We start from the raw sequence: 24,731 nt of genomic DNA, 5'->3' as shown, positions 1-24,731 counted from the left end.
ACACCGACATCCTTTAATTTCCGTCCAGAGAGGCGGGGAAGGAGGTCAGAATGACTGCACGAGCCATCATGCAGGCGACTGACATGCACCGCGCACTCACGCGGATCGCTCACGAGATTCTTGAATCTAACCGTGGAGCCCAGTCCCTCGTTCTTCTCGGCATCCCTACTCGTGGTGTGACACTGGCGCACCGTCTCGCGGTAATTCTTGAATCCATCGTTCCAGGCGTATCTGTGCCCGTTGGTTCACTCGATGTCACGATGTATCGCGACGATCTTTACCAGCACCCCACCCGCGCTTCAGCGCCGACAGAGGTTCCTGTCTCTATCGATGACATGACCGTCGTCCTGGTTGACGACGTGCTCTATAGCGGTCGCACAGTGCGCGCTGCACTCGATGCTCTCACTGACTTGGGGCGACCCCAGGCTGTCCGACTTGCAGTGTTGGCTGATCGGGGTCACCGGGAACTTCCCATTCGTGCCGACTTTGTAGGCAAAAATCTTCCCTCTGCCCACGGTGAACGTATCAACGTGCTCCTCACAGAACACGACGGTGTCGACGGCGTCGAAATTGAGGAAGTGGTGTCTGCATGAAGCACTTACTGAGTACGCGTGACCTCAGTCGCGAGGACGCCATTCAGCTGCTCGACATTGCAGAAGACATGGCTGCCGTCAATGAGCGTGAAGTGAAGAAACTTCCAGCTCTCCGCGGAAAGACGATCGTCAACCTCTTCTTTGAGGACTCGACCCGTACCCGCATTTCTTTTGAAGCTGCAGAAAAACGTCTGTCTGCAGATGTCATCAACTTTGCCGCCAAGGGATCAAGTGTTTCTAAGGGTGAGAGCCTCAAGGACACCACTCAGACTCTGGCAGCTATGGGGATCGACGCCGTCGTCATACGCCATGGTGCCTCAGGTGCACCTCAGGTGTTGGCCCACAGCGGCTGGATTGATGCCCCTGTTATCAACGCTGGTGACGGAACTCATGAACACCCCACACAAGCTTTGCTTGATGCATTCACGATGCGTCGTAGGCTGCACGGTGCCGGTTCACGTGGCAAGGGCTTAGACGGCGTCTCTGTGACCATCGTGGGAGATATTCTTCACTCTCGAGTGGCCCGCTCGAATATCTGGCTTCTACAAACCTTGGGCGCCCATGTGCAACTGGTGTCCTCACCCACGCTGTTACCCTCTGCGGTTGACACGTGGCCTGTGACCGTGAGTTATGACCTGGATGAGGCTCTCGCCTCCACTGCGCCTGATGTCGTCATGATGCTCCGCATACAGCAGGAACGCATGAAAGATGCGTTCTTCCCGAATGAGCGAGAATACTCAAACCTCTGGGGACTCACCGCAGAAAGATTCCTGTCACTGCCGGAGAAGACCATGGTGATGCACCCTGGCCCTATGAACCGCGGCCTTGAAATCTCATCTCTCGCCGCAGATTCACCCCAATCCACTGTTCTGGATCAGGTCGCCAACGGCGTCTCAGTCCGGATGGCAGCTTTATATATGGTTCTCACCGGCGAACGCGAGGTATCTCATGACTAATCCCACTCTGTTGGTTCAGGGCGCAACGCTGGCCGATGGGACTCAAGCAGACATTCTGGTTAAGGGTACGCAGGTTATTGAAGTCGGCATGGGACTCTCTGCTGCTGGGGCTCAAAAGATTGATGCACAGGGACTCATCGCCTTGCCCGGTCTTGTAGATCTCCACACCCACCTTCGAGAGCCAGGTTTCGAACAGTCTGAAACAGTTCTCACTGGAACTCAGGCTGCAGCACTCGGAGGTTTCACCTCCGTTTTCGCTATGGCAAACACACAACCCATTGCGGATACTGCGGGTGTGGTTGAACAAGTACTTCGCCTCGGTGATGAGGCTGGATATGCGACCGTTCGACCCATCGGTGCTGTCACCAAAGGTCTAGAAGGAACTCAGCTTGCCGAACTGGGTGCTATGGCGCACTCTCGTGCCCAAGTTCGTGTCTTCTCTGACGATGGCAAGTGTGTTTCTGATCCGCTCATCATGCGCCGTGCACTGGAGTATGTAAAGACCTTTGGCGGTGTCATTGCACAGCACGCCCAAGAGCCTCGTCTGACGATCGACGCACAGATGAACGAGGGTGAGGTTTCTGCACGTTTAGGTCTTGCCGGATGGCCGGCTGTGGCGGAGGAATCCATCATTGCTCGTGATGTCCTCCTCGCCGAACACGTGGGTTCACGACTTCATATTTGTCACCTCTCGACTGCCGGTTCCGTTGATGTCATTCGATGGGCTAAAAAACGTGGAATCAACGTCACCGCTGAAGTCACCCCCCATCACCTGCTCCTCACCGATGAGCGTGCTGAAAGCTTTGACGCACGTTTCAAGGTGAACCCACCACTGCGCCGTTCTGAAGATGTTCATGCTCTTCGTGAAGCATTGGCAGACGGCACCATCGACATCGTGGCGACTGACCACGCACCTCACCCCGTCGAGACAAAAGAGTGCGAATGGGGAGCTGCCGCGTTTGGCATGGTCGGTTTGGAATCGGCTCTGGCGGTTGTTCAGACAACCATGGTGGAGACCGGAATGATGAACTGGGCAGATGTTGCCCGCGTTCTTTCTGAGGCTCCAGCACGCATCGGTGGCCTCACCTCACACGGCCACAAGATTGCTGCAGGAATTCAAGCTGAACTGGTCTTGGTAGACCCCACAGCACAGCGCACTTTCGGAGTGGAAGATTTGGCTAGCCTTTCTCACAATTCTCCATACTTAGGCATTGACCTGATGGGGCAGGTCGTCGCCACCATCCATCAGGGGTATTTGACCGCTGACAACCGCACCGTGATCGATGCTGAGATTGTCGCTGCTCGAGCTGTGGAGGTACTCCGTGGATAAGGTTCTCGTGATCGTCGTCGTTGTCGTTCTTATCGGACTGGCCATTACTGGAATGTTGATGTCCTGGCGCAAGCGTGTTGCTCGGGATGCTCGGTTCGACGTTCTTCTTCCGGGAGCGAAAGTTAACGGACATCGTGTTGCTCCACAGGAATTTTCTGGCCTCTATGTGTCAACAACTCCGGCTACAGATCCCCTCCAGCGCGTTGCCTTGCCAGGACTTGGTTTCCGTGCCGATGCTCAGCTCTTGGTCAGTGCGGATGGACTCACCATCGCCCCCCGTGGTGAACAAGAAACCTTTATCCCTGCTGCCCAAATTGTCCAAATTCACCGATCACAAGTCACCATTGATCGCGTCGTTGAAAAGGATGGCTTGACCGCGTTGTCCTGGACTGCCTTTGATAGCGCTCTGGGCGAACCCGTTGAATTTACCTCCTACTTCCGCATTTCCTCTCCAGAAATTCGTCTGGCGTGTGAAAACGCATTGACGACCACCTTCCCGCACGCAACATCGAAAGAGGTTTCCTCGTGAGTCTCACGACACCCAATGCCGTACTCGTCCTTGAAGACGGTTCCCGATACGAAGGCCGAGCCTATGGCGCTGAGGGAACAACTTTTGGTGAGATCGTCTTTGCCACCGGTATGTCCGGATATCAGGAGACCCTGACCGATCCTTCCTACGCAGGTCAGATTGTTCTGATGACAGCTCCCCACATTGGCAACACCGGAATGAACGATGCCGACATGGAATCACGCCGTATCTGGGTAGCCGGATATGTCGTGCGTGATGCATCCCGTGTTGTTTCTAACTTCCGTGCAGAGCGCAGCCTAGACAATGACCTCGAACACGAAGGCATTGTGGGTATCCAGGGCATTGACACCCGTGCAGTGACCCGGCATATTCGCTCCAAAGGGGCCATGCGCGCAGGAATCTTCTCTGGCGCTGCAGCGGAACGTGATACTCAGCAACAGCTTGAAGAGGTCCTCAGTGCAGATCAGATGGCCGGCAAGAACCTGTCTGCACAAGTCTCCACCGACAAGGAATATATTGTTCCTGCTGTAGGGGAGAAGGTAGGCTCCGTTGCCATCCTGGACTTGGGTGTGAAGACATCCACCGTCACCTACATCGCAGAACGCGGTTTTGATGCTCACGTGCTTCCACAGAGTATTACTGCGGAAGAAATTTTAGCTATGAAGCCCTCTGCACTGTTTTTCTCGAATGGCCCGGGTGACCCTTCTGCAAGTGACAAGCACGTCGAGCTGCTCCGAGCGGTCCTCAAGGAAGGCATTCCCTTCTTCGGGATCTGTTTTGGAAACCAACTTTTAGGACGTGCTCTTGGTTTCTCGACCTACAAGCTTCCTTTTGGTCACCGAGGAATCAACCAGCCTGTGCTGGATAAGGCCACGGGCCGTGTCGAAATTACCAGTCAAAACCACGGTTTTGCCGTCGATGCACCCATCGACGGTGTTCTCGAGTCTCCTGCCGGATTTGGCCGCGTCGAAGTAAGCCACTACAGCCTCAATGACCAGGTTGTGGAAGGTCTCCGCTGCCTCGATCTCAACGCATTCTCTGTCCAGTACCACCCTGAAGCTGCGTCGGGTCCTCACGACAGCAACTATCTCTTTGACCGTTTCCGCGACATGGTCCTCGCGTCCGCTACTACCACGGGAGCATCGAACTAATGCCACGTCGTCCAGACATTAAGTCCGTCCTTGTCATCGGCTCAGGCCCAATCGTCATCGGTCAGGCCTGTGAGTTTGATTACTCCGGCACCCAGGCTTGCCGAGTGCTGCGCGAAGAAGGTATTCGCGTCATCTTGGTGAACTCCAACCCTGCCACCATCATGACCGATCCTGATTTCGCTGATGCGACATATGTGGAGCCCATCACTCCTGAGGTGATTGAAGCCATCATTATCAAGGAAAAACCTGACGCGATTCTTCCCACACTTGGTGGTCAGACTGCCCTTAATGCAGCCATCGCACTGCACGAGAATGGCGCACTGGAGCGTCACGGTGTTGAACTCATAGGCGCCAAGGTTGAAGCTATCCGAAAGGGTGAAGATCGCCAGATCTTCAAGGATCTTGTGCTTGCCTCCGGTGCCGATGTGGCCAAGTCATATATCGCACACACTCTTGAGGAATGTCTCGTTGCAGCACAAGACCTGGGATATCCCCTCGTCGTCCGACCCTCGTTCACCATGGGTGGACTGGGTTCCGGTTTTGCATATAACGAAGAAGACCTTCTCCGCATAGCAGGCGATGGCATTCATTCCAGCCCCACCAGTGAAGTTCTTCTCGAAGAGAGCATTCTGGGCTGGAAAGAATACGAACTTGAGCTCATGCGAGACACCGCTGATAACACTGTCGTGGTCTGCTCGATTGAAAACGTTGATCCCGTAGGCGTGCACACCGGTGACTCGATCACTGTTGCCCCGGCACTCACACTCACCGACCGTGAGTACCAGAACCTTCGTGACATTGGAATCGAGATTATTCGCCTCGTTGGCGTCGACACCGGTGGCTGCAACATTCAGTTCGCCATCGACCCCGCGGATGGTCGCGTGATTGTGATTGAGATGAACCCTCGAGTCTCTCGCTCTTCAGCGTTGGCATCTAAGGCAACAGGTTTCCCCATCGCCAAGATCGCCGCCAAGCTCGCTATTGGCTACCGTCTGGACGAGATTCCCAACGACATCACCAAAGTCACACCTGCGTCGTTCGAGCCCACTCTGGACTACGTCGTGGTCAAGGTTCCTCGTTTCGCGTTTGAGAAGTTCCCCGCAGCAGATGCCACTCTCACCACCACCATGAAATCAGTGGGTGAGGCTATGGCTATCGGTCGAAACTACGCAACTGCACTTCAGAAAGCACTGCGGTCTTTAGAGAAGCGGGGCAGCTCGTTCCACTGGGGTGAGGAAACTCGATCGATGGATGAGCTACTCACCATTTCTCAGGTGCCCACCGACGGTCGTATCGTGACCGTTCAGCAAGCCTTGCGGAAGGGTGCAACGAACGCACAGGTATTCGAGGCAACCAAGATTGACCCTTGGTTTATTGACCAAATCATTCTGATCAATGAAGTGGCGGCAGAAGTTCACGCCGCCACCACCCTTGATGCTTCTGTCATTCGGTATGCCAAAGACTTTGGTTTCTCGGATGCTCAGATCGCGGAACTTCGAGGTCTTGGCGAACAGGAAGTGCGTGATCTGCGTCACTCATTGAACATTCGTCCCGTCTTCAAAACGGTCGACACCTGTGCGGGAGAATTCCCTGCGCTCACTCCGTATCACTACTCGAGCTATGACCTCGAGACGGAAGTTGTACCCAGCGATCGCAAGAAGGTCGTCATTCTGGGTTCAGGTCCTAACCGCATCGGTCAAGGTGTGGAGTTCGACTATTCCTGTGTCCATGCATCGTTTGCACTCTCAGATGCTGGATATGAAACCATCATGATTAACTGCAACCCAGAGACCGTCTCCACGGACTATGACACGAGTGATCGCCTGTACTTCGAGCCGTTGACCCTCGAAGACGTTCTCGAGGTCATTCATGCAGAAAGCGCATCAGGTGAACTGGTTGGTGTAGTTGTTCAGTTGGGTGGTCAAACTGCACTGGGATTGGCGAAAGGCCTGAAGGCTGCGGGTGTCCCCATCCTGGGAACAACGCCCGAGGCTATTGACCTTGCTGAAGAACGCGGTGAATTCAGTCGTATTCTCGATGCAGCCAACCTCCTTGCACCACGCAATGGAACTGCGACAGACGTCGATACCGCTGTCACAGTGGCTGAAGAAATTGGATATCCCGTCCTGGTCCGCCCCTCTTATGTTCTCGGTGGTCGCGGAATGGAAATCGTCTTCGACACTGCAACATTGCGCGACTATTTTGTGCGCATTGATGGTCAAGCCATTGTTGGACCGGATTCGCCCTTGCTGGTGGACCGTTTCCTCGATGACGCCATCGAGATTGATGTGGATGCCCTCTATGACGGAGAGCAACTGTATATCGGTGGTGTGATGGAACATATCGAAGAGGCCGGTGTGCACTCAGGTGACTCGGCGTGTACCTTGCCACCGATTTCTTTGGGTAAGAAGGATGTGGATCGTGTTCGTGACGCAACGTTAGCCATTGCGCAAGGGATTGGCGTCCAAGGTCTTCTCAATGTCCAGTTCGCTATCGGTGCGGGTGTTTTGTATGTGCTCGAGGCAAACCCTCGTGCATCGCGCACCGTCCCATTCGTCTCTAAGGCATTGGGTATTCCGCTCGCCAAAGCTGCAAGCCGTGTCATGGTGGGGGAGAGCATCCGTGATCTCATCGCAGAAGGACTTCTCCCCATCCAAGATGGCTCAGTAGTGCCCATGGATGCACCGATCGCTGTGAAGGAAGCTGTTCTTCCCTTCAAACGCTTCCGCACTCCAGAGGGCAAGGTTGTTGATTCGCTACTCGGGCCTGAGATGCGCTCGACCGGTGAAGTCATGGGTATGGACGTGAACTTCCCGATTGCATTCGCTAAGGCGCAAGCAGGCGCTTACGGTGGATTGCCTTCCTCTGGAACTGTGTTCATCTCGGTAGCGGACCGTGACAAGCGCAACATCATCTTGCCTGCTTTGCGCTTTGCGCAACTGGGATTCAGCATCGTGGCCACCGAAGGCACCGCAGAAATTCTGCAGCGCAACGGTATTCCCACGACGGTAATTGGAAAGGTCAGCGCCAAGCTTGGTGATGACACGATTGTGGAACTTATCAATCGCAACGAAGTGGACATCGTTATCAATACTCCCAGCGGTTCTGCCGCTCGTGCAGATGGCTACGAGATTCGTGCTTCAGCGATTGCTGCAGACAAGCCATTGTTCACCAATATGGCTCAAGTCAGCGCAGCAGTTGCATCCATCGACACCATCCGCGAAGGTTTTGATGTGTGCAGTTTGCAGGAATACGCCATCAAGCGTCGTGAGGCTTTGGCGCGCGCATGAGTGAACTCGGCTTCGGTGATCGCCTTCAGACTGCATTCGGGCAGTTTGGGCACCTGTGTGTAGGTATTGATCCACATCCTTTCCTACTTAACGAATGGGAATATGACGACTCCGCAGTCAGCCTGCGAGAGTTTTCATTACGTGTGATTGATGCGTGTGCAGGACAGGTGGGCATTATCAAGCCACAGGTAGCCTTCTATGAGCGTCACGGTGCTCGGGGTATGGAAGCACTCGAGTACATCATTCGACGTGCTCGGGAAGCCGATCTTCTTGTGATCTCTGACTGCAAACGAGGAGATATCGGCAGCACCATGGAGGCCTATGCGCAGGCTTGGTTGACCCCAGGTTGGTCGCTTGAGTCTGATGCCATCACGGTCAGTCCCTACCTTGGTTCTGGCGCACTAGCGCAGACGGTGAACTATGCACTTGGTAACAACAAGGGCGTCTTTGTTCTCGCCGCTACCAGTAACCCTGAGGCTGCTGTGCTCCAGAGCGCACGTGTGACCTCAGGAATCCACGAAGGTAAGACGGTAGCAGCAGCCCAACTCAGTGACGTAGCTCGGTGGGCAACCGACTCAACACCAGCTAACTCAGTTGGTGCAGTTTTGGGTGCAACGCTGGATCTTCAATCTTTGGGTATCAACCCTGACGATTATCCAGCCCTGCCCGTTTTGGCTCCAGGCTTCGGTTTTCAGGGAGCTCGCGTGGAAGATGCACAGCGCTTATTCGGAAATCTAGCCACAAATTTGATTGTTTCTGAAACCCGCAGTGTGCTCTCTGCGGGTCGGGAACAAGTAGGGGAGGCCGTGCTTCGTCGTGCAGCTGAGGTAGCTTCTGCCCTTGCCTAACGTGATGCCGGAAGTAGACCGCCAGGCAGCAGCTCAAGCAGGAGTTGTTGCCAGGCGCAAGCGCGCCGTCATCAAATCAGATGTCTTTGAGGGACGTCGCTCCGCATTAGATGTTTTCACGGTGGCCACTATCGATCCTTCTTCATCGGAAGCCACGATCCGCGTCACGGATTTCCTGAAGTCTCTTCGCGGAGTCGGTGTTAACAAGATCCCCCGGATTTTGGAAGAGTTGGATGTCTCACCACGCAAGCGTTTGGGGGGTCTGGGAAAGCACCAGAAAGCCACACTCCATCGTTGGATTCTGAGTTATCAGCGCAAACGAAACGAATCATGGCCCGCCAAAGCCGTCGTTCTTGTTGGCCCCTCGGGAGTGGGCAAAGGAACAGTGGTCAACCATATCAAGCAACATCACCCCCAAGTTCACCTTTCTATTTCTGCGACGACGCGGGATCCTCGCCCTGGCGAAATTGATGGAGTGAATTACTACTTCATTGATCATGGTGAATTTGACGCCATGATTTATTCGGAATCCCTGCTGGAATGGGCTGAAGTTCACGGCCAGAATAAATACGGCACGCCCCGTGGGCCCATTGAAAATGCCTTGTCTGAGGGAAAGAGCGTCCTGTTCGAGATAGATCTCCAGGGTGCTCGCCAAATAAGACACAGCATGCCCGAAGCACGTCTGGTCTTCCTGCTTCCACCAGATTGGGATGAATTAGTGCGTCGATTGCGCGAACGAGGAACAGAGTCAGAGGAAGAAATAGAACGACGTTTGCAGACCGCCTATGGCGAGTTAGCAGCGAAAGAAGAATTTGATGTTCGAGTTATTAATCGAGACGTCAGCGAAGCAGCCCAACAGGTCGTAGACTTAATGGGACTTAACAAGGAGTAAACATGGCTACCAAGCTTGAAGGAATTATCAACCCACCCATCGACGATCTGCTCTCGAAGGTTGAATCCAAGTACGCACTGGTTATCTTTGCATCCAAGCGTGCTCGTCAGATCAACGACTACTACTCCGACCTGCACGAGGGAAGCCTCTTCGACAACGTTGGACCCCTTGTTGACTCCAACATCGACGACAAGCCCCTGTCCGTAGCTATGCACGAGATCAACGAAGACAAGCTCATCGCTCGTCCTCTCGCGGTCTAATCACTGAATCGACACTTCGTGTCGCACACGCAACTTCGCATTGTCGTCGGTATTACCGGCGGCATTGCTGCGTATAAGGCAGTTTCGGTCGTCCGGGAGTTTGTCAAAGACGGGCATCACGTTGACGTCATCGCGACAGAGGCTGCACTCCAATTTGTGGGACGCCCCACTCTCGAAGCAATCAGTCGAAACCCTGTATATGTTGGGCTCTATGACGATGTCGCTCAGGTTCGGCACGTTGCGCTGGGGCAACAGGCAGATGTCGTTGTCGTTGCCCCTGCAACAGCTAATACTCTTGCGCAGATAGCATCTGGGCTTGCACCCGACTTACTGGGAAACACAATTCTTGCGCGCCGTGGACCTCTAGTTGTCGCCCCTGCTATGCACACCGAGATGTGGGATAACCCTTCGACGCAGGCCAACATTGCTGTCTTGCGTGAACGCGGGGTCATCGTTGTGGGACCAGGGGTTGGTCAGCTGACCGGTTCTGACTCCGGTGCGGGGCGGATGAGCGAGCCTGAAGAGATAGTTCAGGCTGTCTATAGCGTTGTGGTGCCTTCTGTTCAAGATCTTGTTGGAAAACGCATCTTGATTACCGGTGGTGGAACACGCGAGCCCCTGGACCCAGTTCGTTTCATAGGCAACCGTTCTTCGGGGAAGCAAGCGGTTGCGTTGGCAGAACGCGCACTTCGGCGAGGCGCGAACGTGACATTTATTGGCGCGCATCTGGAAGTTGCTGCGCCTTCCGGGGTCACCCTTCAGGAAGTTTCAACAGCAGCAGAAATGCAAGATGCCGTCATGAGATTACGGAACTCGATGGATATCGTCATCATGGCTGCCGCGGTTTCAGATTTCAGGGCAGAAGATGTCAGTGAAAACAAACTGAAGAAAGACGTAACTTCCGAACATCTTCACCTCACATTGGTCAAAAACCCCGATATTCTCGTTGAGCTCGTGAAAACAAAGCCTCAGTCCCAAATCATTATGGGTTTCGCGGCAGAAACCGGTGAACCTGGAAAATCTGTTCTTGAGTTAGGGCAAGCAAAGATTGCCCGTAAAGGATGTGACTTTCTCGTGCTTAACCAGGTGGGGTGGGATCAAGGATTCGGCACAGAACGTAATGTTGTGACCGTACTGGACTCCACAGGCGATATCCTGAGTGAAGTTTCGGGGTCAAAACTGGCCGTGGCGGACAAGGTACTCGACACGTTCGCCTAACAACACTGTCCGAACGTATTGAGAAATATCTGGATTAATGAGCGAACTTCGCCTTTTTACGTCCGAATCTGTCACTGAGGGTCACCCAGACAAAGTTTGCGACCAAATCTCCGACAGCATTTTGGATAATTTGCTTTCCCAAGACATCGCATCACGCGTTGCAGTGGAAACACTCGTCACTACTGGACTGGTTCATGTAGCCGGTGAAGTAACCACCGACGGCTATGCAGAAATTCCTGACATCGTCAGAAACGTTGTCAAAGACATCGGCTATACCTCTTCTGACATCGGATTCGATGGCGAGAGTTGTGGAGTTTCTGTTTCTATTGGTCAGCAATCACCCGACATCGCCAACTTGGTTTTCGGCCAGGAGGAGCAGGGTGCAGGCGACCAGGGAATCATGTTTGGATATGCAACGACTGAGACTCCACAGTTAATGCCACTACCGATCTATCTCTCCCACCGCATCGCAGAACGCCTTACTGAAGTTCGCAAGAACGGTGAACTCGGATACTTGCGACCAGATGGCAAAACACAGGTCACTATTGGTTACGAGGGAATTATTCCTCGCACCGTCGAGACAGTTGTGGTTTCTACGCAGCACGCTCCACAGGCAGATGAATCACTTGATTCGCTGCGAAAGGATGTTCTGGAAGCCGTCATCAAGCCTGTTCTGTCTGAAGCAGGTTTTGATTCGACTGACACTCGCTTCATGGTGAATCCCATGGGTAAGTTCGAAATCGGTGGACCTAAGGGTGACGCTGGTTTGACTGGTCGTAAAATCATCGTGGACACCTACGGTGGAGCAAGCCGTCACGGTGGCGGTGCGTTCTCCGGTAAGGACCCCTCAAAGGTTGACCGTTCTGCTGCATATGCCATGCGTCACGTGGCCAAGAACGCTGTAGCAGCTGGCTTTGCTGAAAAGCTCGAAGTTCAAATTGCTTACGCAATTGGTGTTGCACAGCCTGTTGGTCTCTACGTCGAAACCTTCGGCACAGGCAAGGTTGATGATGACATCATTATCAACGCAATTCGAGACTCATTTGATCTCAGCCCTGCGGGCATTATTCGTGAACTTGACCTGCTGCGTCCGATCTACCGTCAAACTGCGGCTTATGGTCACTTTGGCCGTGAACTTCCTGATTTCACATGGGAAAAGCTCGACAAGGTAGACGAACTGCGCCGCAAGGCCGGTCTCTAGGAGTTGCCCTCCCCAGTTGAGGTAGTGAGTGTGTTGTTGGACACACCACTACCTCAGCTTGACCACATCTTTGAATATCGGGTTCCTGAACATCTCATAGGTCAGATTTCTCCGGGCTTCAAAGTTTCAGTTCCCCTCCGTGGGGGCAGCCGCTTTGCTGAAGGTTATGTCACTGCTGTCTCCGACAAAGCAGAATTTTCTGGTGAGCTTCAGTCTGTTAACAAACTCGTGAGCTCAATACCGATTGTTCTTCCCGAGACTCTGGAACTCGCCCGGCAAGTAGCTGACCGTCAAGCTGGCTCAGCTAGTGATGTTCTCAGGCTGGCAGTTGCACCCCGTTACGTTAGAACTGAAAAAGCCTTCGTCGCCAATCGTGCAGAACGTATTCCCTTTACAGGTGCAGTCCCCGCCGGAAGCGAAGATTTCAAAGGGGCCGAACTAGATTTCGGCGGTCGATATGCGCTCCACGTCCCTCCTGGCAAGAACTCACCTAGAGAGCCTGAATCATTCCCAAACTGGGTTCGACAATTCATTCATTTCGCTGCGAGTGAGCTCTCACAAGATCGAAGCACAATCATTTCTGTCCCTGATTTTCGGGATATTGATCTGCTCGAACAAGCCATCACGGCCTCAACGCTAGCAACACATTTCATTCGGGTAGATGCCCGATTGAGTGGGCAGGAACGCTACGCGAATTATCTTCGTTCTCTCTCAGAACCCCTCGTCATTCTGGGCAATCGCTCTGCGGTACTGGCGCCTGCGCAGAACCTCGGATTGATTGTCGTCTGGGATGATGGTGACCACAATTTTGAAGAACCCCTTGCTCCTTATACGCACAGCCGCGATGTTGCATTGATACGGCAAACTCAGACAGATTGTTCCTTGATATTTGCCAGTCATACTCGTTCTTTGGAAGTTCAGCGATTGGTCGACTTAGGTTGGCTGACCGAATGTGATGTCTTTCCGTCCCACTCCATGCATGTTGTTCTGACGGATGCTGATCATCTCTCCGAAGATGGCACCTCCGCAAGAATTCCTGCACAGGCACTTCTTGGAGCCAAGAAAGCACTGGAAAAAGGGCCTGTTCTCATTCAGGTGGCAAGTCCTGGTTTTGCCCCAGCGATGGTTTGTGGGGGATGCCGTGAGCGAGCACGTTGTCTCTCCTGTCAAGGCCCCCTCCACGTCGCGAGGCGCGGGAGCGTAGCGAGTTGTCGGTGGTGTGGGCAAATGGCCTCCACGTGGTCCTGCACAGGCTGTGGTTCGCACGTTCTTCGACCTGTCGCTGCTGGAAGTGAACGTACCTCTGATGAAATTGGCCGAGCATTTCCTGGGGTCCAGATTATCGTTGCAGACGGTAACCATACTGTGACTCAAGTTTCTGACTCCCCAGTCATAGTTATCGCCACCCCGGGAGCAGAGCCCCGTGCGCAGCATGGATATTCAGCCGTTTTGTTGTTGGACGGTGAACGACTGCGTGGTCGTGAGGCGATGCGTGCAGAGGAAGACGTCCTCCGCAATTGGAGTAACACCATCGCGCTGGCTCGAACAGACTCCACGATTTACATCACAGGTGCAGGCCCCATACTTGGACCAACGCTTCTCGAGTGGTCTCAGCCATCGTGGGCTCAACGAGAACTCGCTGATCGTCACAGTCTGAAACTTCCGCCTGTGGTTCGGGTTGCTTCGGTTACTGGTGCACACGACGTTGTGACTAAGACATGTGACGAACTTCCGCTGTTGACGGGCAGTAAAGTATTGGGACCTGTTGGTTTAGGCGATGGTTCTGCCCGGGCACTGATCATGTTCGAATACAAAGATGGTGAAACTTTGGCCAGTTATTTGCGTTCGTGTGTCGTCAGGTCAGCCACCCGATCGAAAAAGCCATCTACTGGGAATACACACGCACAGCGAGTCCTTAGACTGAGAGTGCGTTTCGATGATCCGGATATCGATGCGCTCTAGAAAAGTAGTGAGGCTGGTGTCGTGAAGATTATCTTTGCCGGAACACCAGAAGCAGCGGTTCCCTCTCTGAGGGCTTTACTCGATAGTACCCATGATGTGGTTGCTGTTCTGACGAGGCCTGATGCTCCTGTAGGTCGTAAACGTGTTCTCACTCCATCTCCAGTTGCACAACTTGCACACGATGCCGGAATTCCTCTGTTGTATGCCAACAAGATCGATGACGACATCCAGAAACAGATCACAGCGAGTGGTGCAGATTTGGGAGTTGTCGTCGCATATGGCGCACTATTACCTCAAGCGACCCTGGATGTCCCGCGTTTGGGTTGGATCAACCTCCACTTCTCGGAGCTCCCACATTGGCGTGGTGCGGCACCGGTCCAGTGGCAAATCATTTCTGGCGAAACCGATGCGGGTTCCACGGTGTTCTCTCTCGTTCAGGAATTGGACGCTGGAGATGTTTTTGATTCTCGAACATTCGCCATTGATCCGGATGAGACGAGTGGTGAACTGCTTGCCCGGTTGAGTGAGCATGGTTCTGCGCAGGTTCTTGATGTTGTTGACTTGCTCGACAGAGATGTGGCTGTGGCCACACCTCAGTCGGGAGAGAGCTCCTATGCGCGAAAGCTTTCATTAGAAGACGGTCATCTGGACACTCACGCACCGGTTGAGGTTGTGTATAACCTCTACCGTGGTGTGACGCCCGAACCGGGTGCATATGTGCTGCTGAACTCGGAACGACTCAAGATCATTTCGATGGCACGAAGCAATATATCCGCGCCAGAAGGTGTCATCCGCTTCCTCGAGAAATCAGCCATTCTGGGGTGTCGTGATGGAGCACTCGAACTCATCACCGTCCAACCATCAGGAAAGCAAGCAATGTCTGCTTCGGATTGGTTCCGCGGACTTCGTGTGAAAGAAGTGGAAGTTTCATGACCGAAGAGACACGCCCGCGCAAAAAGCAACCACGACGCTCGAGACCCATCACTCCAGCTCGCCTCGTTGCCTTCGAAGTTTTGATGGCCGTCGATGAAGACGACGCCTATGCCAATCTTGCGTTGCCCGCCAAGATTAAAGAGTTTGGCCTGACAAGTAATGATGCAGGACTTGCAACTGAACTGACGTATGGAACCCTGCGCATGCAAGGCTTCTACGACACAGTCATTGCTAATGCTTCCGCACGCGATATTGAAACTATCGATTTAGTTGTGTTGAACATTCTCAGACTCGGTGTTCATCAACTCTTGAATATGCGTGTTGCAACCCATGCCGCGGTTGATGAGAGTGTCAACCTGGCGGAACATATGGCTTCTTTAGGCGCGGTGGGCTTTGTGAATGCGGTTCTTCGACGAACCAGCAGGCACGATCTGGAAGATTGGCAAGACTTTGTCACTCGTGACATTTCTAATGCTGAAGAGCGTCTCTCCGTTCTGTATTCCCACCCCGTGTGGATTGTGCGGTCGCTCAAGCAGAGTTTGGAGGCTGAAGGTCGTGGTGAAGAACTAGAAGCACTTCTTGCAGCAGATAACGTCAATCCCCGAGTCACTCTCGTCGAATTGCCTGGCTTCGTCGACACGAACGATGAAGTGGAGGGTGAACCAACTCCCTATTCACCTGTCGGTATGTCGTTGAACACAGGCGGGGACCCCACACGTTTTGCTCGTGTACGAGAGGGTGTGGTCAGGGTTCAAGACGAAGGTTCACAGTTAGCGGCTTTGACTTTGTCGCGAGGTGTTGATTCTTCCGAACATGAACAATGGCTCGATATGTGTGCTGGCCCGGGAGGTAAAGCCGCGCTTCTTGCTGCTGAAGCAGAAGAGTCTGGGGCTATCTTCATCGCTAATGAAGTCATACCTGCGCGTGCAGAACTTGTCCGTCACGCACTCGATGTGTTGCCAGGGGTTGAAGTGATAACGGGGGATGGCCGTGAGATCGGTGAAACTATGCCGAATACTTTTGACCGCATCCTTCTGGACGCTCCCTGCACCGGCCTCGGTGCTTTGCGCCGCCGTCCTGAGGCACGCTGGCGCAAATCACCGAAAGATGTGGGTGATCTGACCGGGCTTCAAGCTGAACTGCTGCGCAGTGCAATTCTTGCGTTGAAGCCGGGTGGAACGCTGGCTTATGTGACCTGTTCTCCGCATTTAGCAGAGACCAGGGGGGTCGTAGAGGGGGCACTTCGTAAATACCCGACAGTTACCGAACTTGATGCGCGTCAGGCCATTTCAGGAGTAACGATGAGTGCCCTAGACCTGGCCGGAGATTCGAAATCCGTTCAGCTGTGGCCACATCGACACGGTACAGATGCCATGTTCATCGCCTTGCTGACTAAGTCAGAATAGGCTCGCTCTATGGGTATTCGAATCAATCCCAGCATTCTCTCTGCTGACTTTGTGAACATGCAAGATGGTCTTGAGGCAATCTCTACGGCGGACCTGGCCCACGTCGACGTCATGGATAACCATTTTGTTCCCAACCTCACTTTTGGCCCACAGATGGTTGGCAGGATCCAGGATGTTTCTCCTCTCCCACTCGACGTTCATCTCATGATTGAGGATCCTGAGAGATGGGCCCCTGGTTATGCAGAGTTAGGTGCCTACTCCGTTACTTTTCACGCAGAAACAACCGAAAACCCAGTAGCTGTTGCCCGGCGTCTGCGCGACATTGGCGCACGCGCAGGTCTCGCGGTCAAACCGGGAACGCCCATTGAGCCGTATCTGGAACTGATGCCAGAATTCGATCAAATACTGGTGATGACCGTGGAACCTGGTTTTGGAGGCCAGTCATTTATTGCGAATGTCATGCCAAAACTAGGTTTATTGAGAGAGGCCCGTGCCCAACTGGGACTTGACGTGTGGCTTCAGGTGGACGGGGGCATCACTCTCGACACGATTGTTATCGCTGCAGAGGCAGGGGCAGACACGTTTGTTGCCGGTTCTAGCGTCTACAACTCAGGAAATCCTGAAGCAGCGATTGCTTCTTTACGCTCAGCTGCACACTCTGCTCACCATCACTAGTTCACACAGGGTAGCCTTAAGGAGTGAAATCCTTTGATTCTCTCTTTGAAGAACTGACCGAGAAGGCCGTTAATCGCCCCGCCGGTTCTCGCACTGTTGCCGAGTTAGATGCAGGCGTCCACGCAATAGGTAAGAAGATTGTCGAAGAAGCAGCTGAAGTTTGGATGGCTGCAGAGTATGAAACAAAGGAAGCTGCGGCCGAGGAGATCTCTCAGTTGCTCTATCACCTTCAGGTTTTGATGATTGCTAAGGGTATTTCTCTTGATGATGTAAACCATCATCTTTAAACGCTTCCGATCATTTTTCCACTCGTTCTAAGGTTTTTTATATGTTGCGTGTAGCAGTTCCCAATAAGGGTTCTCTGGCAGAAATTTCTGCAGAGATGCTCTACGAAGCCGGATATTCCGGTCGTCGCGATCCACGCGACTTGCACTACTCCGATCTGCGCAACGGAGTTGAATTTTTCTATTTGCGTCCCCGGGACATTGCCACCTATGTGGGTTCTGGTGCGCTGGATGTGGGTATCACCGGCCGCGATTTGCTTCTCGATTCGCACTCCGAAGCCCAGGAGATTGCCGAACTGTCATTTGGGGATTCAACTTTCCGCTTTGCTGGACCAGCAGGCCAATTCCAGGATCTTTCCGATCTTGCTGGTCAGCGAGTTGCCACTAGTTACCCCGGATTGGTGGGAACTTTCTTGGCTCAGGCAGGTGTCCAATCTCAGCTTGTTAAGCTCGATGGCGCAGTGGAGTCTGCCGTTCGACTCGGCGTGGCCGATGCCGTGGCCGATGTGGTATCCACGGGGTCAACTCTCAAAAAGGCAGGTCTCGAGATCTTTGGCCCAGTGATTCTGGAATCCACAGCAGTCTTAGTGAGCCGGGATGAAAGCATAGACGGCATCTCCACGTTGATGCGTCGTCTTAACGGCGTACTTGTTGCGAAGCAGTTCGTACTCATGGATTATGACGTTCCTAAGAAACTCTTGGATGCTGCCTGTGCAATTGCGCCGGGAATTGAATCTCCGACAGTGAGCCCATTGCACGACCCCGAGTGGGTTGCAGTGCGCGTCATGGTTCCACGTGCCGACCGAAATGACGTTATGGATAAGCTCTATGACCTAGGAGCACGTGCCATTTTGGTGTCCGCTATTCACGCTGCACGCCTGTAATCGTGTCTGTCGCAGTTCGCATCATCCCGTGTCTTGACGTGGCTGAAGGTCGCGTGGTTAAGGGAGTGAATTTTCTTAACCTTCGTGATCAGGGCGACCCTGTTGAACTTGCTCAGAAATATTACGAGCAAGGAGCGGATGAAATCACGTTCTTAGATGTCAAGGCAACGGTGGACAATCGCTCCACCATGTTTGATCTTGTTGCTCGCACTGCTGATGCTGTCTTCATTCCCCTTACTGTTGGTGGGGGTGTTCGCAGCGTGGAGGATGTGTCCAAACTTTTGGCCAGTGGTGCAGACAAGGTGGGGGTTAATAGCGCCGCCATCAGTCGTCCATCACTGATCGATGACATCAGCACACGGTATGGCGCCCAGGTATTAGTCCTGTCCTTGGACATTACGCGCAGTACCGAGACAGTTTCTGGTTTTGTTGTCACGACGCATGGTGGACGACAGGTCACGGATATTGACGCCCTTGCATGGGCTCAGGAAGCTATTGAACGGGGTGCTGGCGAACTGTTGGTGAATTCGATTGATGCCGATGGAACGAAGGATGGCTTCGATATAGAACTTATTTCCGCGATGCGTGAGATGAGTTCTGTTCCAGTAATTGCCAGTGGTGGAGCTGGTTCAGCTGCTGATTTTGCACCAGCCTTTGCGGCTGGTGCGGATGCAGCCCTGGCTGCAAGTATTTTTCACACAGGAGCTGTCACTATTGGTGAAGTGAAAGAATTTGTCGCAGCAGCAGGATACGAGGTGAGGGTATGAGTGCAGGAGAGACCAACAACATGAAATTCGATGACAGCGGTCTTCTGCCAGCCATCATCCAAGATGTAGACACGAAAGATGTCCTCATGCTCGGATACATGAATGCCGAGGCTGTTCGTCGAACGGTCACCGAAGGACGCGTTACGTTTTGGTCTCGGTCACGTCAGGAATACTGGCGTAAAGGCGACACGAGTGGTCATGCGCAATATGTACGTGAAGTACGTCATGATTGTGATGCGGATACTTTGCTCGTTCTTGTGGAGCAAATTGGTTCTGCCTGCCATACCGGTGCTCGCAGCTGTTTCGATGACTACGAAATGCATGCCACCACTGATGTTTCACCTGTTCAGGAGTTTGATTCATGACTCACGACACTACTTTTTCCGAGTTCTCTAAACTCACTGCTCAGGGATACAGGGTCATTCCTGTTACCCGGACTTTATTTGCTGATGCAGAAACACCCATCAGCATTTACCGCAAACTCGCATCAGGCGTTCCCGGTTCTTTCCTGCTGGAATCTGCAGAGCAGGGCGGTATTTGGTCACGGTTCTCTTTTGTAGGGGTGAGTAGTTATGGAGTGCTTACAGATGACGAGGGAACTCCTGTGTGGATGTCGAGCGAACTCGATACTGATCAAGCATTTGGTGGCAGTATTCCTGACACGGGTCTTGATGCATTGGACGCGTTATATCGACGGTGGAAGACCCCTCGAATCGAAGGTCTGCCGCCGTTGACCGGCGCTCTCGTAGGCTTCATAGGGTGGGAAGCCATTCGAGAATTAGAAAATCTTCCAGATGCTCCGCCTGCTGACTTCTCTGTTCCACGCCAAGCCTTGAGCTTTAGTCGTGAAGTGATTGTGCTCGATCACAAGTACGGCACTGTTACCCTGATCACAAATGTGTTAGCTCTCGAAAATGGTGCTGTTCCAGAGGAACTTTTTGACGCTGCACAAACCCGTTTGGACGAGTTGCAAAGTCGACTCGCTCAAGCCGGCTCGGTCGGCTTAGCCACCATTGATCTTGATGTTATGCCTACGCCTACTTTGCGAACTCCCAAGCAGCAATTTCTTGAGTCGGTTGTCTCCTCTAAGGCCCACATTGTTGACGGTGATGTCTTCCAGGTCGTCATTTCTCAGCGTTTTGATGTAGAAAATTCTGCCACGCCGGAAGATGTTTACCGCGTTCTGAGAAGCCTCAACCCCAGCCCCTATATGTACCTTTTGGCTCTAGAGGCCCCCTCGGGGGAGGCTTTCTCTATCGTCGGCTCTAGTCCTGAAGCTTTGGTTAAGGTTGCTTCTGGTCGCGTCTTCACACATCCCATAGCTGGCTCACGCCCGCGAGGCGTCTCTCCAGAAGATGACCTTGAACTGGAAAATGATCTTCTTGCCGATGACAAGGAACGTTCTGAACACCTCATGTTGGTTGACTTGGCCAGAAACGATTTACTTCGAGTATGTGATGCAGGATCTGTAGAAGTTACTGAATTTATGCGCGTGGAGCGCTTTTCCCACATCATGCACATCGTGAGTTCTGTTGAGGGAAACCTTTCTCCTGGTTTAGGACCTGTGGATGCCTTCAAAGCAACATTCCCCGCAGGAACACTCAGTGGTGCACCCAAGCCTCGTGCCTTGGAAATTATCGATGCTTTAGAGCCTGCGCAGCGAGGTGTTTATGGGGGAGTAGTCGGATATTTCGACTTTTCAGGAGATGCTGACCTCGCGATCGCTATCCGCACGGTCACTTTAATGGGTCACAAAGCCTACGTTCAGGCCGGTGCAGGACTTGTGATGGACTCTGTTCCCGAAACCGAGTACATCGAAACTCAGAATAAAGCGGCAGCCCCATTACGGGCGGTTGCCATAGCAAACCAGTTGAAGAAGTTGTAGACATGAACTATCGCCGATTCAAGAGCCTGAGTCTCCTGACAGCAGTCCTGTTGTCCGCCATGGTTCTGATTGGCTGGAGTCAAACCTGGTTCATATTCGAAGTATCTTTTGCCGATGGCCAATCTCAGCCACTCGATATCTCAGGTCAACAGGTTGCTGGTGCTCTGAGCGCCCTGGGATTAACTGGTTTTGCGTTGACTGCAGCACTCGCACTCGCGGGAATACTGCTCCGTCGAATTCTTGGCGTTTTACTATTTTTGCTCGGCATGGGAATTTTCTGGGCAACTATTTCCCCCTGGGCAGATCCTATTTCGGCTGCAGCGCCCGCTTTGACAACTCTGTCGGCTATCTCTGATGTTGAAACACTTCGTACATTCGTTGTTTCAACCTCTATGACCGCATGGCCGGGTGTTACTGCGGTCATCGGGTTGTTATTTCTCCCGCTGGGCATCCTGATTTTCTTCACCGCCGGAAAGTGGGGAACCGCTAGTCGAAAATTCGAACGAACCTCGAAGAATTCGACCACACCAACACTCCAGAAGCTAGATGCCTCATCACCCGGGCTCATGGAAGACATTTCTGCACAAAATATTGACGCGTGGGACTCTTTGAGCCACGGCGACGACCCCACTATCAAGTAGAGTAAAAGAGTACTTTTTCGCACTGAGGAGCGTCATGAGCAACGACATCGTTGATCCCGGAGAGGGCCACTCGCCCGCAGCATGGACTGCTGTCATCGTCATGCTGGCAGCATTTGCTATCGGCACTATTGCTTTTGTTTTGGCAATTGTGTGGCTTGTATGGGCTTCCGTTGTATTGGTCTTCGTCGGTTGGGGCTTGGGCTTCCTTCTCGCCAAGATGGGGTACGGCGTCAAGGGTCCTAAGTTCACCCCTAAGCCTCACCACTACTAAATGCTCAGCGACCTGACAGCTGGCGCTCTCGCAGATGCAGCTGCCCGTCGAGAGTCGGTAAGTTATGCCGACGTGGAACGCGCTGCTTTAGATCAGATCCCTGCACTCAATGCACTTGAATTTCTCGCACCTGCAGACCGCATCAAGGTTATTGCTGAGGTTAAGCGAGCAAGTCCGTCGCGTGGTGATCTCTCTGCAATACCTGACCCTGCTGCTCTAGCTCAGACGTATGCTGCACATGGTGCCTCGACTATCAGTGTCTTGACAGAAGGCCGCAAATTTAAAGGTTCACTTGAAGACCTTCGAGCCGTACGTGCTGCGGTTGATATTCCTGTTTTGCGTAAAGATTTCATTGCCGAGGAATATCAAATCCTCGAGGCTCGTGCAGCGGGTGCTGATCTCGTCCTCCTCATCGTTGCCGCTCTGGAACAAGACGTCCTCTCCAGACTCAACACTTTCGCACTCTCGCTCGGGCTGACCGTTCTGGTGGAAACCCATTCCAGAGAAGAGCTTCATCGTGCTCTCGAGATTGAAGCCGCACTTGTTGGGGTGAACGCTCGAAACCTCAGCACCTTTGAACTCGACAGGGACCTCTTCGGTACTCTGGTCGATGAGATTCCCACAGGCACCATCAAGGTTGCAGAATCCGCCGTACGCAATGCGGACGATGTTCGTCATTACCGTGAAGCAGGTGCGGATGTCGTGCTCGTCGGCGAGGCACTTGTAACGTCTGATCCTGCTGCAACCTTGACGTCTTTCTTGGAGATTTAATGGCACTGCGCGATGAACTCGGACCATACTTCGGTGAATACGGCGGTCGCTTCGTTCCTGAATCGCTCATTGCCGCCTTGGATGAACTCTCTGCCGCTTATGAACTAGCCAAGCTTGACCCGAGCTTCCAAGCAGAACTAGCTGATCTACATCGCACCTACACGGGCCGACCTTCGATCATTACTGAGGTTCCCCGTTTTGCTGTGCATGCAGGTGGCGCCCGGATTATTCTCAAGCGTGAAGATTTGAACCACACCGGCAGCCACAAGATCAATAATGTTTTGGGCCAAGCGCTTCTTGCGAAGCGACTGGGTAAAACCCGCATTATTGCTGAAACTGGCGCTGGTCAGCATGGTGTTGCGAGTGCAACAGCAGCAGCACTATTTGGGCTTGAATGTGTTGTCTATATGGGTGAAGTCGATACGGTGCGTCAAGCCCTGAACGTCGCCCGAATGCGCCTGTTGGGCGCAACCGTCATCCCTGTGACCACCGGTTCGAAGACTCTCAAAGACGCCATCAACGAAGCCCTTCGTGACTGGGTGACCAATGTTGACAACACGCACTACCTGCTCGGAACGGTTGCTGGTCCGCACCCGTTCCCTTCTATGGTTCGCGACTTCCACAAAATTATTGGCGAAGAAGCTCGGGAGCAAGTCCTTGCTCTCACTGGTCAACTCCCTACAGCTGTTGCTGCATGCGTGGGTGGCGGTTCTAATGCCATTGGTATTTTCCATGCTTTCTTGGATGATCCAGAAGTCGCGCTCTACGGTTTCGAGGCTGCAGGTCGTGGAGTGGACACCCCCGAACACGCTGCGACGTTGACTATGGGACGACCCGGTGTTCTCCATGGTGCACGCTCGTACATGCTGCAGGATGAAGATGGGCAAACCGTTGAGTCGCACTCGATTTCAGCAGGTTTGGATTATCCAGGCGTTGGTCCTGAGCACTCCTGGCTCAAGGATCTTGGTCGTGCGCATTACCGTCCCATCACGGATGTGGAAGCTATGGATGCGTTACGTTTGCTTTCACGCACTGAAGGAATCATTCCTGCAATTGAGACGGCACACGGTCTCGCTGGTGCACTTCAACTCGGTAAAGAACTGGGGCCTGAAGCCATCATTTTGGTGAACAACTCTGGTCGTGGTGACAAAGACATGGAAACTGCCGCCAAATACTTCGGCATTCTGGACGGAGTTGAACAGTGAGCTCGAAAGTAGAAGCCCAGCTCGATAAAGGCAAAGCTCTCATTGGTTACCTCCCCATCGGTTTCCCCAACTTCGAAGAAAGTGTCGAAGCAGCAGTCGCGCTGGTCGAGAGTGGCGTAGACATCCTGGAGCTCGGAGTTCCCTATTCTGACCCCGTGATGGATGGTCTCGTAATTCAGGAAGCAACGCAGATTGCCCTCGCACAGGGATTTAAGCTTCCTCAAGCTATCGAAGCTGTCCGGCAGATTACTGAGCGCGTGTCTGCTCCAGTTTTGCTCATGACGTATTTCAACCCCGTCATCCAATATGGTGTTGACAAGTTTGCCGCAGATCTTGCTGCAGCTGGCGGAGCAGGACTCATTACGCCAGATCTCATCCCAGACGAGGCAGCTGAATGGATCGCTGCATCCGAAAAATATGACCTCGACCGCGTTTTTCTAGCGGCCCCGTCATCTACTGACGAACGTCTGCGGCAATCCGTCGAACTGAGTCGCGGTTTTGTCTACGCGGTCTCCACCATGGGGATCACGGGTGCACGTGCTGATGTTGATGTTGCAGCACAAACCCTCGTCGAACGTCTTCGTGCAGTTGGTGCTGAGTATGTGGGTGTCGGTGTAGGGATCTCCACCGGTGAACAGGTAGCTGAAGTCCTCAGCTACGGTGACGGCGCCATTGTCGGTTCCGCTCTTGTGAAGTCGCTCAATGATGGGGGAGTTGCCGCAGTTGCCCTGACTGCTCAAGGACTCGCTCACGGCAAGCCTTCCGCTTCGTAACCGCCC

General features: G+C 53.2%; 25 protein-coding genes. All 25 read left to right on the top strand.

What is annotated here, in order from left to right; genetic code table 11:
• Window positions 1-50 precede the first annotated feature (50 nt).
• Genes pyrR through trpA form a run of 25 tightly spaced genes read left to right on the top strand, consistent with a single transcriptional unit; the run spans window position 51 to window position 24,725 of the window.
• Window positions 51-593 carry a bifunctional pyr operon transcriptional regulator/uracil phosphoribosyltransferase PyrR gene (gene pyrR, locus M2119_RS06250; RefSeq protein ID WP_280804076.1) on the top strand — a complete coding sequence of 181 codons (543 nt, stop codon included), beginning with the start codon at window positions 51-53 and terminating at the stop codon, window positions 591-593.
• Window positions 590-1,549, top strand: coding sequence for an aspartate carbamoyltransferase catalytic subunit (locus M2119_RS06245; protein ID WP_280804075.1), 960 nt, complete (start codon window positions 590-592; stop codon window positions 1,547-1,549). The genes pyrR and M2119_RS06245 overlap by 4 nt, the downstream gene beginning before the upstream one ends.
• A complete protein-coding gene (locus M2119_RS06240) occupies window positions 1,542-2,879 on the top strand; it encodes a dihydroorotase (RefSeq protein WP_280804074.1) in 1,338 nt (445 codons plus the stop codon). The genes M2119_RS06245 and M2119_RS06240 overlap by 8 nt, the downstream gene beginning before the upstream one ends.
• Window positions 2,872-3,408 carry a hypothetical protein gene (locus M2119_RS06235; protein ID WP_280804073.1) on the top strand — a complete coding sequence of 179 codons (537 nt, stop codon included), beginning with the start codon at window positions 2,872-2,874 and terminating at the stop codon, window positions 3,406-3,408. Before M2119_RS06240 ends, M2119_RS06235 begins: the two co-directional genes overlap by 8 nt.
• Window positions 3,405-4,559 (top strand): glutamine-hydrolyzing carbamoyl-phosphate synthase small subunit, encoded by a 1,155-nt coding sequence (gene carA / locus M2119_RS06230; RefSeq protein ID WP_280804072.1) that lies wholly within the window; start codon window positions 3,405-3,407, stop codon window positions 4,557-4,559. Before M2119_RS06235 ends, carA begins: the two co-directional genes overlap by 4 nt.
• Complete coding sequence (gene carB, locus M2119_RS06225) at window positions 4,559-7,849, top strand: carbamoyl-phosphate synthase large subunit (RefSeq protein WP_280804071.1); 3,291 nt, start codon at window positions 4,559-4,561, stop codon at window positions 7,847-7,849. The genes carA and carB overlap by 1 nt, the downstream gene beginning before the upstream one ends.
• Window positions 7,846-8,697: an orotidine-5'-phosphate decarboxylase gene (pyrF, locus tag M2119_RS06220; protein ID WP_280804070.1), complete on the top strand. Its 852-nt coding sequence runs from the start codon at window positions 7,846-7,848 to the stop codon at window positions 8,695-8,697. The genes carB and pyrF overlap by 4 nt, the downstream gene beginning before the upstream one ends.
• Before the next feature lie 4 nt (window positions 8,698-8,701).
• Window positions 8,702-9,589 (top strand): guanylate kinase, encoded by an 888-nt coding sequence (gene gmk / locus M2119_RS06215; protein ID WP_280804469.1) that lies wholly within the window; start codon window positions 8,702-8,704, stop codon window positions 9,587-9,589.
• Window positions 9,590-9,591: 2 nt separating this feature from the next.
• Entirely contained in the window at window positions 9,592-9,849 is a 258-nt protein-coding gene (rpoZ, locus tag M2119_RS06210; RefSeq protein ID WP_280804069.1) for a DNA-directed RNA polymerase subunit omega, read from the top strand.
• Window positions 9,850-9,867: 18 nt separating this feature from the next.
• Window positions 9,868-11,067, top strand: a complete 1,200-nt coding sequence (gene coaBC / locus M2119_RS06205) for a bifunctional phosphopantothenoylcysteine decarboxylase/phosphopantothenate--cysteine ligase CoaBC (RefSeq protein ID WP_280804068.1) — start codon at window positions 9,868-9,870, stop codon at window positions 11,065-11,067.
• 37 nt (window positions 11,068-11,104) lie between these two features.
• Window positions 11,105-12,268: a methionine adenosyltransferase gene (gene metK / locus M2119_RS06200; protein ID WP_280804067.1), complete on the top strand. Its 1,164-nt coding sequence runs from the start codon at window positions 11,105-11,107 to the stop codon at window positions 12,266-12,268.
• Window positions 12,269-12,298: 30 nt separating this feature from the next.
• A complete protein-coding gene (locus tag M2119_RS06195) occupies window positions 12,299-14,230 on the top strand; it encodes a primosomal protein N' (protein ID WP_280804066.1) in 1,932 nt (643 codons plus the stop codon).
• Between the two features lie 21 nt (window positions 14,231-14,251).
• A complete protein-coding gene (gene fmt / locus M2119_RS06190; RefSeq protein ID WP_280804065.1) occupies window positions 14,252-15,163 on the top strand; it encodes a methionyl-tRNA formyltransferase in 912 nt (303 codons plus the stop codon).
• Window positions 15,160-16,569 carry an RsmB/NOP family class I SAM-dependent RNA methyltransferase gene (locus M2119_RS06185; protein WP_280804064.1) on the top strand — a complete coding sequence of 470 codons (1,410 nt, stop codon included), beginning with the start codon at window positions 15,160-15,162 and terminating at the stop codon, window positions 16,567-16,569. Before fmt ends, M2119_RS06185 begins: the two co-directional genes overlap by 4 nt.
• Window positions 16,570-16,578: 9 nt before the next feature.
• A complete protein-coding gene (gene rpe, locus M2119_RS06180; protein WP_280804063.1) occupies window positions 16,579-17,244 on the top strand; it encodes a ribulose-phosphate 3-epimerase in 666 nt (221 codons plus the stop codon).
• Between the two features lie 23 nt (window positions 17,245-17,267).
• Window positions 17,268-17,531 carry a phosphoribosyl-ATP diphosphatase gene (locus M2119_RS06175; protein ID WP_280804062.1) on the top strand — a complete coding sequence of 88 codons (264 nt, stop codon included), beginning with the start codon at window positions 17,268-17,270 and terminating at the stop codon, window positions 17,529-17,531.
• A 41-nt stretch (window positions 17,532-17,572) separates the two neighbouring features.
• Complete coding sequence (gene hisG / locus M2119_RS06170; protein ID WP_280804061.1) at window positions 17,573-18,412, top strand: ATP phosphoribosyltransferase; 840 nt, start codon at window positions 17,573-17,575, stop codon at window positions 18,410-18,412.
• A gap of 2 nt (window positions 18,413-18,414) precedes the next feature.
• Complete coding sequence (gene hisF / locus M2119_RS06165; RefSeq protein ID WP_280804060.1) at window positions 18,415-19,179, top strand: imidazole glycerol phosphate synthase subunit HisF; 765 nt, start codon at window positions 18,415-18,417, stop codon at window positions 19,177-19,179.
• Window positions 19,176-19,544 (top strand): phosphoribosyl-AMP cyclohydrolase, encoded by a 369-nt coding sequence (gene hisI, locus M2119_RS06160; protein ID WP_280804059.1) that lies wholly within the window; start codon window positions 19,176-19,178, stop codon window positions 19,542-19,544. Before hisF ends, hisI begins: the two co-directional genes overlap by 4 nt.
• Window positions 19,541-21,064, top strand: coding sequence for a chorismate-binding protein (locus M2119_RS06155; RefSeq protein WP_280804058.1), 1,524 nt, complete (start codon window positions 19,541-19,543; stop codon window positions 21,062-21,064). Before hisI ends, M2119_RS06155 begins: the two co-directional genes overlap by 4 nt.
• 2 nt (window positions 21,065-21,066) lie before the next feature.
• On the top strand, window positions 21,067-21,705 hold the full coding sequence (locus M2119_RS06150) for a Trp biosynthesis-associated membrane protein (protein WP_280804057.1): 639 nt from the start codon (window positions 21,067-21,069) through the stop codon (window positions 21,703-21,705).
• 34 nt (window positions 21,706-21,739) lie between these two features.
• Entirely contained in the window at window positions 21,740-21,976 is a 237-nt protein-coding gene (locus M2119_RS06145; RefSeq protein ID WP_280804056.1) for a DUF6704 family protein, read from the top strand.
• A complete protein-coding gene (gene trpC / locus M2119_RS06140) occupies window positions 21,977-22,747 on the top strand; it encodes an indole-3-glycerol phosphate synthase TrpC (RefSeq protein WP_280804055.1) in 771 nt (256 codons plus the stop codon).
• Entirely contained in the window at window positions 22,747-23,952 is a 1,206-nt protein-coding gene (gene trpB / locus M2119_RS06135) for a tryptophan synthase subunit beta (RefSeq protein WP_280804054.1), read from the top strand. The genes trpC and trpB overlap by 1 nt, the downstream gene beginning before the upstream one ends.
• Window positions 23,949-24,725, top strand: coding sequence for a tryptophan synthase subunit alpha (trpA, locus tag M2119_RS06130; protein ID WP_280804053.1), 777 nt, complete (start codon window positions 23,949-23,951; stop codon window positions 24,723-24,725). Before trpB ends, trpA begins: the two co-directional genes overlap by 4 nt.
• The last annotated feature ends 6 nt before the right edge of the window (window positions 24,726-24,731 follow it).

Origin of the sequence: Aurantimicrobium minutum (genome assembly GCF_029894165.1) — a bacterium.
Classification (GTDB): Bacteria; Actinomycetota; Actinomycetes; order Actinomycetales; family Microbacteriaceae; genus Aurantimicrobium; species Aurantimicrobium minutum_A.
The sequence above is the reverse complement of the archived record's forward strand: the minus strand, read 5'-3'. Positions and strand labels throughout refer to the sequence as shown.

What these genes read in the sequence shown, in the direction of transcription:
- carB (WP_280804071.1), top strand. Translation starts at nt 4,559, where the DNA reads ATGCCACGTCGTCCAGACATTAAGTCCGTCCTTGTCATCGGCTCAGGC.
- gmk (WP_280804469.1), top strand. Translation starts at nt 8,702, where the DNA reads ATGCCGGAAGTAGACCGCCAGGCAGCAGCTCAAGCAGGAGTTGTTGCC.
- M2119_RS06150 (WP_280804057.1), top strand. Translation starts at nt 21,067, where the DNA reads ATGAACTATCGCCGATTCAAGAGCCTGAGTCTCCTGACAGCAGTCCTG.
- metK (WP_280804067.1), top strand. Translation starts at nt 11,105, where the DNA reads ATGAGCGAACTTCGCCTTTTTACGTCCGAATCTGTCACTGAGGGTCAC.
- pyrF (WP_280804070.1), top strand. Translation starts at nt 7,846, where the DNA reads ATGAGTGAACTCGGCTTCGGTGATCGCCTTCAGACTGCATTCGGGCAG.
- rpe (WP_280804063.1), top strand. Translation starts at nt 16,579, where the DNA reads ATGGGTATTCGAATCAATCCCAGCATTCTCTCTGCTGACTTTGTGAAC.
- pyrR (WP_280804076.1), top strand. Translation starts at nt 51, where the DNA reads ATGACTGCACGAGCCATCATGCAGGCGACTGACATGCACCGCGCACTC.
- M2119_RS06245 (WP_280804075.1), top strand. Translation starts at nt 590, where the DNA reads ATGAAGCACTTACTGAGTACGCGTGACCTCAGTCGCGAGGACGCCATT.
- trpB (WP_280804054.1), top strand. Translation starts at nt 22,747, where the DNA reads ATGGCACTGCGCGATGAACTCGGACCATACTTCGGTGAATACGGCGGT.
- M2119_RS06145 (WP_280804056.1), top strand. Translation starts at nt 21,740, where the DNA reads ATGAGCAACGACATCGTTGATCCCGGAGAGGGCCACTCGCCCGCAGCA.
- M2119_RS06240 (WP_280804074.1), top strand. Translation starts at nt 1,542, where the DNA reads ATGACTAATCCCACTCTGTTGGTTCAGGGCGCAACGCTGGCCGATGGG.
- rpoZ (WP_280804069.1), top strand. Translation starts at nt 9,592, where the DNA reads ATGGCTACCAAGCTTGAAGGAATTATCAACCCACCCATCGACGATCTG.
- trpC (WP_280804055.1), top strand. Translation starts at nt 21,977, where the DNA reads ATGCTCAGCGACCTGACAGCTGGCGCTCTCGCAGATGCAGCTGCCCGT.
- M2119_RS06155 (WP_280804058.1), top strand. Translation starts at nt 19,541, where the DNA reads ATGACTCACGACACTACTTTTTCCGAGTTCTCTAAACTCACTGCTCAG.
- M2119_RS06185 (WP_280804064.1), top strand. Translation starts at nt 15,160, where the DNA reads ATGACCGAAGAGACACGCCCGCGCAAAAAGCAACCACGACGCTCGAGA.
- hisI (WP_280804059.1), top strand. Translation starts at nt 19,176, where the DNA reads ATGAGTGCAGGAGAGACCAACAACATGAAATTCGATGACAGCGGTCTT.
- hisG (WP_280804061.1), top strand. Translation starts at nt 17,573, where the DNA reads ATGTTGCGTGTAGCAGTTCCCAATAAGGGTTCTCTGGCAGAAATTTCT.